Here is an 11,862-nt window from a genome sequence, read left to right as displayed (position 1 = left end):
CTGCCCGGAACCCTGCGGTCGGGTCAGACGACGGGCGCGCGCCAGTCGTCGGAGCCCGCGGTGCCCGCGACGGTGTGATCCCAGGTGATCTTGCGGTAGGCCAGGGACACCTCGATCAACTGCGTGAAGTCGGCGTTCTCCTTGTCCTGGGCATGGGGCATGACGGTGTTGATGTCGACGATGGTGGCGTCGGTGAGCTCGGTGGTGAAGAAGTGCTCCTGCTTGCCCTCCACCGAGGTGCGGTACCAGTTGACCGTGACCTTCGGCAGCATTTCACCGGACGCCAGGGCGTTGTACATCAGCGGGGTCGCCTTGTTCAGCGCACTGGTGAAGATGAACGGCTTGTGTACCCGCTGCCCGGTCGGCTGGCCGCTTTGCGGGTCGGTGGGCACGGTCACCTTGTGCTTGATTTCCTGCACCAGGATCTCGTCTTCATGGCCTTCGACAAACACGTTGCCGACGGAGTCGGAGGTGAAGGCGCCTGCGGTGAGCAGGCCTTGGGTCTTGCCTTCGATCTTGATGTAAGCGGGTGTTGGCATGGCAGATATCTCCTGCATCCATGTGGGTAAGCACGCACACGGGAAGTGGCGTGGCCATCGGGCTCGATGGGCTTGTCAACGGGGCGCAGGCCCCGAAAATCCGTTGCTTCGGGCGCGCCGTTCACGGCTGCAGTAGGGTGTTCAGCGCCTCGATCGCCTCGCGGGTGAGCAGGTCCAGGCGGTAGCGGTAGTAGCCGTACAGCCCGGCCAGGGCGATCGCCGAAACCACCAGCGGGCTCCACCAGGGCCATTCGCGGCGCAGGCGCACGTCTCGCGGGGCGACGTTGGCCAGCGGGTCGCCGAACAGGTCCGGGGGCGGGCCGCGCAGTTCGAGGATGATTTCGCGCAGTTTGAGAATGAGGGCCTGCAGCGACTCGTCGCCCTTGGGGTCGATGCCGTACTTGCCGCGCAGGCCCAGGCACAGGCACAGGTAGATGAACTCCAGGACGTCCTGGTAGCGCTTGGGCTCCTGCATCATGCGCGACAGCACGGTGAAGATCTTCTCGCCGCCCCAGGTCTCGTGGTGGAAGACGCTGAGCAGGGGCTTCTGGCTCCACAGCGAGCTCTTGCCCCATGGCGTGGACATCACGGCCTCGTCGATATACAGGCACAGCGCGTAGGAGTGGGCCTGCAGCTGGGCCGGTTCGTAGTCGTACCGGCGCATCTCCTCGACGATGGCGTTGACCTGGTTGTAGACGGCGTTGTAGAGGAACGGGATATCCCGGTGGCTTTCCTGCTTGCGCAGACGCATCACCAGGCCGAACAGGGGCATCGCCGCATCGATCATCTGGTTGCTGAAGGCTCCACGGAGCTGGAAGTCCGGGTCAGGTACGTAGTCTGGGTGGTCCATCGCGCTGGTAGGGGCCGGCACGGACTGCTGTGTCTGGCTCTCGCCGGCGAGCGCGCTCAGTAGGCTGGCGCCCGGCTCAGTGGGGCGATTGTTGGCTACTTCGGTCATTTCATTCGCTCCGTATCGCCCAGAACTGCAATTGGAGCCCCGGGAACTCCCCCGCGACATGCAGGCCAAAGCCGTTGCTGTCCTTCATCGCGGCCCAGTTCGGGCTGCGCCGGTCGAGCTCGAAGTAGCTGAAGCCGGCATGGAACGGCAGCTCCCGCGGCGCCACGGGCATCGGTCGCAGCGCAATGCCGGGCAGTTGCAGTGGCACCAGGTCAGCCAGTGCCTCGAGGGAGGTGATCTTGGTTTTCTGCAGGAACGACTGCTGGAACGTCTCGGCGGGCAGGTCGGCATGCACCGCGAGGATGAACGTTGCCTCGTCGATCAGGCGGCGATCGTCCAGGGTCACGGTCAGCACGCCGAACGGCTGCGCCACCAATGGCAGGGAAACGGCCCGCGGTTGGCGGACGATGCTCAGGGTACGGCGCAGTGCATCCTCCAGCGGCTTGAACGACTGGCGCAGGGCGTTGTGCCGGTAGGCTGGCGGCTCCGGCGGCAGGCGCTCGTCGTCGGTGAAGGTCAACAGCTCGCCGCACGCCTGGCTCAGGCTCAGGTACAGCTGCTCAGGGTGGGTATGGGGCTGACGGGCCAGGTGCTGGAAGCACGGCCACCAACGGTTCATGGCTTGCAGCAGATTGAAGTCGCGGATATCGGCCACCCCCGACTGGCCGGGCGAGCCGATACGCGCCGCGAGGTTGCGCGCGCGCTCGCGCAAGGTGTTGCTGACTTCGTCGAGAAAGCGCTTGAGTGCCGGGGCCGCCTGAATCGAGACACAGGTGGGGTAGAAGTCGTCGTCCAGCAGCAGGCTGCCGTCGGGCCGGCGCTCGAGGATCCAGGCAAGGGGCAGTCGGGAGTAGGCGCTGTTGTCCTCGGTCTCGCGCATGAGTTGAAGGTTGGGGACCGCCAGGTCTACCTGCACCAGGTCGCCGTCGGCGCTGTGGGTGTCCTTGATCTCCAGGGGCTGGGCGCTGTAGCGGTAGTTGCCGCTGCTCTCGGGCCAGCTGACTTCGCGTCCCCCTTCGGTGCGCAATGGCAGGCACAGGAACACCTCGTTGCGTTGCGTGCCGTCGTCGGTGATTTCCAGGGCGGGCGGCGGCGGCAGGTCGCCGGGAATGTCGAATACCGTGCCGTCCGGCATGATGCCGCGGGCCCGGGTGATGGCCACCTTGCCAAGGCTCAGGTACTCCTGGTTCAGCTGCAGTTCGCTGAAACCGTAGAACGCCGCATTCAGGCTGCTGACGCGCTGCTGGACCGCGGCGTCGCTGGACCTGGCCTGTTGCTGGAAATGCTGTGGCTTGACGAACATGCCTTCGGGCCAGAGAACTGGATTGCGTGAGCTCATGGGCGCTCCAAATAAAGGTGGAGGGTGGAGACCTGCAGGCGGGGCATCAGCTTTCCTCCTGCAGCAGGATCTGCGTGCCATCGAGGGTCACGGCGAGCACGACCTGGCGGCCGCGTGGCGCGATGCGTATCACCTGTCGCCAGTCGGCGTTGGTGATGTCGTTGAACTTGGCGATCACGGCGATGAAGCGCGTGTCGGCGTCGATGGGCTCGAAGCGCACGAACTTGAACTGCCCCGGTGCCAGCAGGTAGTCGTCGTCGCGGATGTAGGTGCTGCGCAGGGCCTTGGCGAGGTCCTGGTCGAGTTGCGCATACAGGCTGTTGCGCAGCAGCGAGTCGTCACGCAGTTGCAGGATCTTGATCGCGACGGGCGTGGCGATCGAAGGCGTCGCTTTCTGGCTGGGGGCGGCCACGTCGAACCGGACGTCCTTGGCGTCATAGCTGCCTGGGCCTTCATGCTCCGTGGGGGAATGGGCCGGTGCCTGTTGGTCGTTCGGCTCCACGGGGGACATGGCTGGAAACAGCGCTTGAAGATGCTCCAGCAGACCGGCGACCTGCTCAGTCAACGCCAGCGGATCGCCTGCACGGAGGCTGACCGCATAAGGCGTGGGCTCCAGCGCTTCACCGGGTACCTTCGCATCGAGGCTGTGGGGGTTGGTGTTGATGGTTGGGCTGGCGTGCAGGCTGAAGGCGACCTCGGTGGGCTGGTCCGACAGCGCGCCCACTGGGATGGAAGGGTCCATCACCACCTGGCCGATCTTGCCGAGGGCCGTGCAGCCTGTGGCCGACCCGAGGGCAAGCAGAAGCGTGGCTACCCTCAGTGGATGAGACGTCATGGCTTCCCTCCGGCGATGAGTCGCTGCAGGGCGCTTACCCCAGGCTGGGCCGGTTGCTGCGGAGCAGTCAGTGCGGCCAGGGGATCCGGGGCCTGAAGTCGATCGAACAGCGTGCAGATATCGACCGGGAGACTCGCTGTACGGGGCGCGGGATGCCAGGGGCTGGCCAACGAGCTGTCCAGCAGAGCTTCGAGCGCCTGCCGGCCAGGCTTGAGCAGGTCATCCAGGTCGCCGCGGATGAAGCTTTGATCACTTGGCCCGGCTTGATAGCGGGCGTGCAGTTGATAGGGGCCGACCTGCAGGCAGTCGCCTTCGCCCACGCGCACCGGCTTGCCTGGGCCGGGAGGCAGCGGGCTGTCGTTGAGCAGGGTCTGGCCGCAGAGGTCGATCACGCAGAAGCTGCCTTCCAGCCAGCGGATCGCACAATGAGCGGGGTGAATCCGCCGCTGGCGATCCAGCAGCAACCAGTCGGCTTTGCGGCTGCCGATGATGCCGCCGTCGCGGTCGAACAGATGGCACGCGACGACGCCGTGGTGCAGGCGATCGAGATTGTCGATGCTGAGGGCGAGCCGGGTCATGCGCGCCCCCGTATCCGCACGACCGGGCTGACTTCACCTTTGCGGTCTTCGATGAAGCTGGTCCAGCCCAGGTGCGCACCCTGCTCGCGGTGCAGGCGGAACGGCGGCAGTTCACGGGGTTTCAGGCGCAGCTCGAGGTCATAGGCCAGGCCGTCGCGGAGCAGGAAGTCGATCAGTGCACGCAGTCGCTCGAAGTCGACGCCGCCGGGCAGCAGGCTGCGCAGGCGTGCCAGGTCGAGGTCGCCGATCAGCAAGGTGAACTTGCTGCTGCGGGTTCGCGTGCGGTCGCCGAGCACGAAGCTCTCGCCCAGTTGCCCGTTGCAGCGGCCCAGGCGCACCACCTGGCGGTGTGAGATGGTCACCGTGCGGGTCTCGAACTCGCGGATCTGCACCGACGGCAGATCGAAGCAGTGGGCAATGATCCCGGCGACCACACCGGGTGCCCGGCTGCGGCTGGCAATGACGCCGACGAAACTCAGCAGACGGCTCCAGGGCAGCGGCGTGTCGCCACGCAGGCGTTCGTCGCCGAGGCCGATCAGGGCGAAGGCGTAGCGCGAGAAGTCATCGCTTGCCCCGGTCTGGAAACGCACGTAGTAGCGGTATTTGCGCCAGATGCGGTGCAGCAGGCTGAGCAGGCAGTGGTTGAAGAAATCGAACAGCGCGGGGCGCACGCCGATGCCCTGGGCGTATTCGTAGGCCAGTTCGTCGAGGTAGTAGCTGGGCAGGGGCGAGTCGGTGCCGTGCAGCCCCATGAAGGTGGTGCGCACGCGATAGCGCGACGGCGCCTCGGCGATCCGCTCGGCGGCCAGCACGTCGGCCACCGGAAAGCTCAGCCGCGGGTCGCTGGCAAGGTGCACGCGCTGGCGTGTGGCGGTATCTGGCCAGCGCGGCTCGAGGTTGTCACCGTGCAAGCCATGCAGCCGCTCCAGCAGTTGGAAGAAGCTGTGCCGGTGGGCCTCGGCGAGCAGCGTTTCGGCTAGATCAGCGGTTGTCTGCCGGTCAGCAGTGGCCATGTGTAGTGCTCGTTGTTGGTGGTATTGATCACTTCCAGCTGGTGGAAGGAGTTGGTGCTCGCGTAGAGGGCGAAGAAGTGGGACAGCACACAGCCGAACAGGTACAGGTCGCCTTCGCAGAGAAAAGCCTGCTGGTCGAGCCGCAGGCGGGTACGCAGGCCGCGAATGGGCAGACCCTTGATCAACCAGTCCAGTGGTTCGGTGTGCGCCTCGCCGATGCCGTCCAGGCGTTTGCGTGTGGCCCTGGCCTGCTGGATGTCGTGCAGGGCGGCGAAATCGTAGGCGCCGATCACCGCCTTGAGCGGGGCGGCCGAGAGCAGCGACAGGTAGTTGAGCGAGAGGTTGGAGATGAGTGTCCACTGCAACTGGCCATCCAGCACCGGACGGTACGGGCGGGTTGGCAGGCAGATGTTGCGGTAGCGGATCAACGGCGCGGTGGCCTGGTTGATGACATCGATATCGCCCAGGCCCAGCGCCATCGGCAGGTCCCGATTGGTGCAGGTCAGCTCGATCGAGGCGGTTTCCATGTGACCGATGAACTGGCTTTCGTCGCCCCGTACGAAGGCGATCTGGTGATCCAGCCCGTCACCGAGCAGCGATTGCTCGACCCGGCAGCGGTAGTACAGCGCGGTGCGTCCCTGCACATGCTCGATCTCGTGGGCGAACGACTCGAAAGGCTGGAATACCCGCAGTTGCTCGCCAGGGCTGCCATCGGCGCTGGTGCGGGTGCTGATCACCCGGTCGACGCTGAAGATCTCATGGCTGTCGCGGCGCAGGCCATGGGGTACCAGGCGATGCTGGTCAGCCGTTCCGGACAGGTCGATGGGCTCGGCTCCGTGCTCGAACAGATTTATGGCAGGGGCGCAGAACAGCCTGAAGTCATCGGGGCCGACCCGCGTCGAGCCGGGCAGTGGGCGCGCGAGGTGGAACTCGATGCGGATCGTGGAGCTGGCGTGCGCTGGCCAGACCCTGCCCAGGCCGGTCAGGTTGAAGAAGTGGAAGCGTTGCGGGAAGACCAGGTATTCCTGGAGGATCCGGTAGCCATCGAACACATTGCGCGGGTAGGGAAGCAATGCCTCGTCGGGGCTGAAACCGGAGAAGCTCAGGTGGTTGGCCGGCAGGCGACGCACCTGGCCGTCGATGGTCACGCTGATGTGCTCGAGGTATTGCGCCAGCCACAGGTAAAGGGTCTGGGCGTTGCTGCGCTCGCCACCGAGGTGGAACTCCAGGCTGTCGCAGCCCAGGGTGTTCAGCGGGCGTTGCACCTGGGTCTCGAGCTGGAGGTGAATGACCGAGCTGTCGGGCGTCAGGGTCGCGCTCACCTCACCGAGCGTGAAGGGATAGAGCTTCACCTCGGTGCAGGTGCGGAACTCGCAATCCACGCCATCGACCGGCCGGGAAAACAGGCGTGAGCCTCTGGGAACGATCTGGGCCTGGCTGAGCGAAGCGTCCAGGGGCGAGAACTGAATGATCGTCGCGCTGGGCAGGGGGCGCAGGTAATTCGGCCAGAGCAGTTGCAGCATGCCATGGGTCAGTTCCGGCACCTCGTCCTCGAGTTTCAGGCGCAGCTTGGCGGTTAGGAAAGCGAGGCCTTCGAGCAGGCGCTCGACACCGGGATCGCCACTGTCCTTGCCCAGATAGCGGCTGAGCTGGGGATTGTCCCGCGCAAAGTCCTCCCCCAGTTCGCGCAGGTAGCGCAGTTCTTCGCCGAAGCGGTCCTTCAACGACATGGCCTACCTCACCTGGGTGTTGCGGTTGTGGCCGTTGACCAGCAGTTCGATCTGCAGCTGTTCGGCGTGGTTTTCCACCCGCACCTGGCAATCCAGGCGAAAGTGCAGTTCCAGTGGGTTGTCCGTGTCTGGCTGCCCCTGCAGGTTCAGCACCTGGATCCTCGGCTCGTAGCGCCGGATCGTGCGCTGGATGTCCGAGCTCACCTGGCGCAGCAGGTCGCCGTTGCCCTGGTCATGGCCGTTGAAGTCGCGCAAGCCGAGGTCGGGGCAGCTCTGCGAGCAGCCCCGACGGGCGTTGAGCAGCGTCTCGAGGTGGCGTTTGATCCGCTCGACGGTGCGCCCGGTGCTTTCTCGGCGGCCAGCGGGAGCGTCGCTGGCCAGGCGGTCGAAGAGGCTGCTCATTGGGTGTCGAGCCGGCCGACCAGGGAGATCTCGAAGTTCGCCCCCATGTACTTGAAGTGCGGGCGCACCGCGAGCGAGACCTGGTACCAACCCGGATCGCCCGCGACATCGGTGACTTCGATCTGCGCGGCACGCAGGGGGCGGCGACTGCGGATGTCGGCCGAGGGGTTTTCCTGGTCGGCGATGTACTGCTTGAGCCAGCGGCTGAGCTCGCCTTCGAGGTCGTTGCGCTCCTTCCAGCTGCCGATCTGCTCGCGTTGCAGCACCTTGATGTAGTGCGCGAGCCGGTTGACGATGAACAGGTAGGGCAACTGGGTGCCGAGCTTGTAGTTGGTCTGTGCCTGCAAGCCTTCGGATGTCTTGGGGAACTGCTTGGGTTTCTGCACCGAGTTGGCCGAGAAGAACGCGGCGTTGTCGCTGTCCTTGCGCATGGTCAGGGCGATGAAGCCCTCTTCGGCCAGCTCGAACTCCTTGCGATCGGAGACCAGCACCTCGGTCGGGATCTTTGCCTGCAACTGTCCGAGGGCCTCGTACAGGTGCACCGGCAGGTCGTCGACGGCGCCACCGGATTGTGGGCCGATGATGTTCGGGCACCAGCGATAACGGGCAAAGCTGTCGTTGATGCAGCTGGCCATCAGGAAGGCGGCGTTGCCCCACAGGTAGTTCTGGTGTCGAGCGTCGATGTTTTCGTCGTAGCTGAAGCTGCTGATGGGGTGTTCCTGGCGGTCATAGACCGAGCGCAGCATGAAGCGCGGCAGCACCAGGCCGATATGGCGGGCATCTTCACTGTCGCGCAACGACCGCCACTTGGCGAAGCGTGGTCCTTCGAAGATGTCCTTGACCTCCTTGAGGTCGGGCAGGTCCTCGAAGCTGCTCAGGTTGAAAAACTCGGGAGCGGGGGCGGTGATGAAGGGGGCATGCGACATGGCGCCCACGGAGGCGACATAGCTCAGCAGCTTGATGTCAGGCGAGGAGGGGCCGAAGTTGTAGTTGCCGATCATGGCCGCCACGGGTTCACCGCCAAACTGTCCGTAACCTGCGGTGTAGACATGTTTGTAAAGCCCGCTGCAAGTGATGTCCGCGGCATTGTCGAAGTCATCGAGCAAGTCGCTTTTGCTGACATGCAGGACTTCCAGCTTGATGTTCTCGCGAAAGTCGGTACGGTCGACCAGAAGTTTCAGCCCGCGCCATGCGGACTCCAGCGCCTGGAACTCGGATTGATGAAGAATGGCATCCATTTGTTTGCCGAGAAGTCGGTCGACTTCGGCAATCATCTGGTCGACCCGGTGCTTGTTGACCAACTGGTCCGGGGTATCGTCCTTGAGCATTTCCGATATGAATGCAGCCACGCCTTGCCTGGCGATCTGGTATCCCTCCTGGCTGGGTACCAGCATGGTTTCGACCATGATCTGGTCGAGCAGTGTCGAGTTACCGATGGTTTCAGCCGTGGTATCGGCAGTGATTGTCGTGTTGTTTGTGGTGGACATCCGAGACGCTCCGTTGTCTATGTCATATGCCATCTGTCAGAAGTGCGTTTTCATTCCGCTGGCGGGGCTTCGAGTACCAGGTCCAGCTCCTGCGCGAGTTGCTTGCGTGCCTGCTGGTCCGTCAGCAGGTGCTGCAGGTGCCGGCGAAATGCCGGGACATTGCCCAGCGGGCCTTTCAGGGCGACCAGGGCCTCGCGCAGCGCCAGCAGCTTGTTCAGCTCCGGCACCTGGCGAGCGATCTGGTCGGGGCCGAAGTCGTTGATCGTCCTGAACTGCAGCTCGACCGCCAGCTCGGCGTCGGCGACAGGGTTGAGTGCCGAAGGGACCGAGAGGCTCAGCTTGACGTCGGCGTCCTTGAGCACGCTGTCGAAGCTGTGCTTGTCGATGCGCATGGGTTGGCGGTCCTCCAGGTTGCGGTTGTCGACCAGGCCGAAGTCACCCAGCACCAGCATCTTGTGCGGCAGTTCAACCTCGGCCTGTTGATCCCCCGTGGCGGGTACATACTTGATGTTGATGCGCTCTTTGGGCGCAACGGAACTTGAGTTTCTGGACATGATGTAAGTTTATTCCTGATGCTGAAGTTTGTGGGGTGTTGTGCTTGTGGGAAGTTTTTTAGAATTTTGTAGGAGGGGTCCTACATATTTGTTTTTATATACACGTTAATGTTTTGGTGCTGTAAATTGCCCTTAGACGATGCTGAAATGAAGTAATCAAAGTCGAGTCTAAAAATGTAAGAAAATATTTGATTGTTTGTGGTGGTGAGGTTGTTCTAGGCTTGCGTCAAGTCTGTTTTTTAGCGATGGCTAATTGTCTTTTTTCTATTGCTTTGCATGTTCCCAATAAGAAGTTGCATCGAGCCGTGAGGTCTAATTCTGGTGTGCAATCCATATAGTTGCGTGCTTGGTCTGGCATTGTTCGCGCTGCTGGAACCGACCTTTGCAGCCCCTGTGCGGGACTGCACGGGGATTGTTTCCAATGTCGAGCGCCTGGCGTGTTTCGATGAGGCGGCGGGGACGCCGGCGCGCGTACCGACGATCGGCAGGGGATGGTCGGCCCCGGAGCTCGATGCCCCGAGCGTGGCTCGGGTCATGGCCAACGAGGCCCGACGGGCGCCCGACAATCTGGCATTCATCCTGGGGGCCGAGGACGACAAGCGGACAGGGCGGCGGCAGGTGGTGATCTCCGCACCGGCTATCGCGACCTCCGAGCCGCGCCCCTATCTTGCCGTCAGCTGTGTACAGAACATCTCCAGGCTGCAGTTGCTCACCGCCGAACCCGTCCAGGGCAACCGGGTGACCCTGCAACTGCGCACGGAGCACCGGTCGACCCGCTCGCTTGCCTGGCAGGTGCTGGAAAACGGCCAGGTGCTGGATGCCGGTCGCGGTTTGCCCGCCATCGAGCAGATCAAGGTACTGCAGGGGGCCCAGCGCATCCTTGTGGTCAGTGATCATCCGGCCCTCGATGGCTTGCGTTTCGATGCGCAGGGGTTGGACCCGTTGATTGACCAGGCGCGCACAGCATGTCGCTGGTAGCGCCGGTGTCGACCGAGGAGGTCGCCAGGTTGCTGGCGCCCGTCGACCCGCTCGCGCCAGCGGGTTATTTCGATATCGAGGACGAAACCTACCAGGCGATCGATCAGGAGATGGTCAAGCTGGGAGGGCTGCATGAAGCCGCCATCGATTGGCCCTACATCGAGGAAGCCTCCCGTCACTACCTGAGCGGCCAGTGCAAGCACTTGCGTATCGTCGGGCACCTCAGTGTCGCCTGGCTGCGCACGGGATGCTGGGAGCGCTGGTGTTGCACGCTGACGTTGCTGGCAGGCATGGTCGAGCACTATTGGGAAAGCGCCCATCCCAAGCCAGGCCCCAAGGGCTTCCTGGGCAAGCGCAAGCTGGTCGAGCTGCTGCTCGGGCGCCTGTCGGCGGCGCTGCCCGGGCTGGATCGCTTCAGTTACACCCCGGCCTGCAAGCAGGCTGCCCAGCAGGCATTGGCCTGCCTGCAACAGCAGGCGCCCCTGGCGCAGCTCGATCCTGCCGCGCTGGGCGAACTGGAGCGTGCACTGCTCAAGCAGGCCGAGCAGGCGATGGGGACGGCGCAAACCAATCGCAAGGAATCTTCACCACCGCAGACGCCTGTCGCACCGCTGACCGATGTGTTTCGACCTGCCAGCACCAGTATTTCCCTGGGGAATGAACGTGAGACTCGCCGTGCGGTACTGGGTATGGCCGAGTTCATCAACCAGCAGGATATCTACGATCCGACGGGCTACCAGCTGAGGCGCTTCGGCCTGTGGGCGCATATCCAGACACTGCCCTCCACGCGTCAGGGGCTTCGCACCGAGTTGATGGCGGTGCCTGCCGACATTGTCGGCGGGTACGAGGACGCGCTGTCTGCTTCGGCGCTCGACCCGACCCTGTTGATGAAAGTCGAGCGAAGTGTCGCGGCCGCCCCTTACTGGATTCGCGGCAGCTATCTGGCGGCGGGCATCGCCACGCGCCTGGCAATGAACGAAGTCGCCGAGGCCATTCGCTGTGCCACTGCCAGGTTCGTACGGCGCCTGCCGGCGCTTGAGCAATTGTGCTTCAGCGATGGCACCGCGTTTGTCGATGACCAGTGTCTGGCCTGGCTCAGGGGCAGTCAGGCAACGCTGGCAGGGGATGGCGCCACCCAGGCGTTCATCGGCCTGCGCGAGGAGCTGGCCAGCCAGCTCGAGGTCGAGGGCGTGGAACCAGTGCTGTTGAAGCTGCAAGGGCTGCAAGCGGACTACCGATCACCACGCGAGCGTTGCCACAGCACGGTGATCGCCGCCGATCTGCTGGCCTCACGGGGCGTGTCCTGGCTCGCCCAGGAGCTGTGCGCGAATGTCGCCCGCACCATGCGTGGCATGACTGCCGAGGCGTGGGAGCCCGAGGTCTACCAGCAGCTGCAGCAGTTCGCCGCGACATCAGGATTGAACGATCAGAACAGGGAGTCTTGAACCG

Annotated in this window: 12 protein-coding genes; 2 read left to right on the top strand and 10 right to left on the bottom strand. The window is 64.0% G+C overall.

Annotated elements, in window-relative coordinates:
• Positions 1-23: 23 nt before the first annotated feature.
• From PRtIB026_RS19720 to tssB, 10 genes are all read right to left on the bottom strand, one after another.
• The gene (locus tag PRtIB026_RS19720; RefSeq protein WP_062574481.1) at positions 24-539 is read right to left on the bottom strand and encodes an Hcp family type VI secretion system effector; all 516 of its coding nucleotides are present in this window, start codon (positions 537-539) and stop codon (positions 24-26) included.
• Between the two features lie 121 nt (positions 540-660).
• Positions 661-1,497, bottom strand: a complete 837-nt coding sequence (gene icmH / locus PRtIB026_RS19715; RefSeq protein ID WP_203652089.1) for a type IVB secretion system protein IcmH/DotU — start codon at positions 1,495-1,497, stop codon at positions 661-663.
• A gap of 1 nt (position 1,498) precedes the next feature.
• A complete protein-coding gene (gene tssK, locus PRtIB026_RS19710) occupies positions 1,499-2,836 on the bottom strand; it encodes a type VI secretion system baseplate subunit TssK (protein WP_203652093.1) in 1,338 nt (445 codons plus the stop codon).
• Between the two features lie 46 nt (positions 2,837-2,882).
• Positions 2,883-3,671: a type VI secretion system lipoprotein TssJ gene (gene tssJ / locus PRtIB026_RS19705; protein WP_267812754.1), complete on the bottom strand. Its 789-nt coding sequence runs from the start codon at positions 3,669-3,671 to the stop codon at positions 2,883-2,885.
• A complete protein-coding gene (locus PRtIB026_RS19700; protein WP_203652104.1) occupies positions 3,668-4,249 on the bottom strand; it encodes an FHA domain-containing protein in 582 nt (193 codons plus the stop codon). The genes tssJ and PRtIB026_RS19700 overlap by 4 nt, the downstream gene beginning before the upstream one ends.
• The gene (tssG, locus tag PRtIB026_RS19695) at positions 4,246-5,262 is read right to left on the bottom strand and encodes a type VI secretion system baseplate subunit TssG (RefSeq protein ID WP_203652107.1); all 1,017 of its coding nucleotides are present in this window, start codon (positions 5,260-5,262) and stop codon (positions 4,246-4,248) included. The genes PRtIB026_RS19700 and tssG overlap by 4 nt, the downstream gene beginning before the upstream one ends.
• Positions 5,226-6,992, bottom strand: a complete 1,767-nt coding sequence (gene tssF / locus PRtIB026_RS19690; RefSeq protein ID WP_203652112.1) for a type VI secretion system baseplate subunit TssF — start codon at positions 6,990-6,992, stop codon at positions 5,226-5,228. Before tssF ends, tssG begins: the two co-directional genes overlap by 37 nt.
• A 3-nt stretch (positions 6,993-6,995) precedes the next feature.
• Positions 6,996-7,394 (bottom strand): type VI secretion system baseplate subunit TssE, encoded by a 399-nt coding sequence (tssE, locus tag PRtIB026_RS19685; RefSeq protein WP_203652113.1) that lies wholly within the window; start codon positions 7,392-7,394, stop codon positions 6,996-6,998.
• Positions 7,391-8,881 (bottom strand): type VI secretion system contractile sheath large subunit, encoded by a 1,491-nt coding sequence (tssC, locus tag PRtIB026_RS19680; RefSeq protein ID WP_267812751.1) that lies wholly within the window; start codon positions 8,879-8,881, stop codon positions 7,391-7,393. The genes tssE and tssC overlap by 4 nt, the downstream gene beginning before the upstream one ends.
• A gap of 50 nt (positions 8,882-8,931) precedes the next feature.
• Positions 8,932-9,435 carry a type VI secretion system contractile sheath small subunit gene (tssB, locus tag PRtIB026_RS19675; protein WP_203652115.1) on the bottom strand — a complete coding sequence of 168 codons (504 nt, stop codon included), beginning with the start codon at positions 9,433-9,435 and terminating at the stop codon, positions 8,932-8,934.
• Between the two features lie 357 nt (positions 9,436-9,792).
• On the opposite strand from tssB, the gene vasI reads away from it, so the two are divergent.
• Together vasI and tssA are read left to right on the top strand one after the other, a co-directional pair.
• Complete coding sequence (gene vasI, locus PRtIB026_RS19670) at positions 9,793-10,413, top strand: type VI secretion system-associated protein VasI (protein WP_234562951.1); 621 nt, start codon at positions 9,793-9,795, stop codon at positions 10,411-10,413.
• A complete protein-coding gene (gene tssA, locus PRtIB026_RS19665) occupies positions 10,401-11,858 on the top strand; it encodes a type VI secretion system protein TssA (RefSeq protein WP_203652120.1) in 1,458 nt (485 codons plus the stop codon). The genes vasI and tssA overlap by 13 nt, the downstream gene beginning before the upstream one ends.
• Positions 11,859-11,862: the final 4 nt, after the last annotated feature.

Source organism: Pseudomonas sp. RtIB026, from assembly GCF_016861355.2.
Classification (GTDB): Bacteria; Pseudomonadota; Gammaproteobacteria; order Pseudomonadales; family Pseudomonadaceae; genus Aquipseudomonas; species Aquipseudomonas peradeniyensis.
This window is presented reverse-complemented; position numbering and strand designations above follow the sequence as displayed.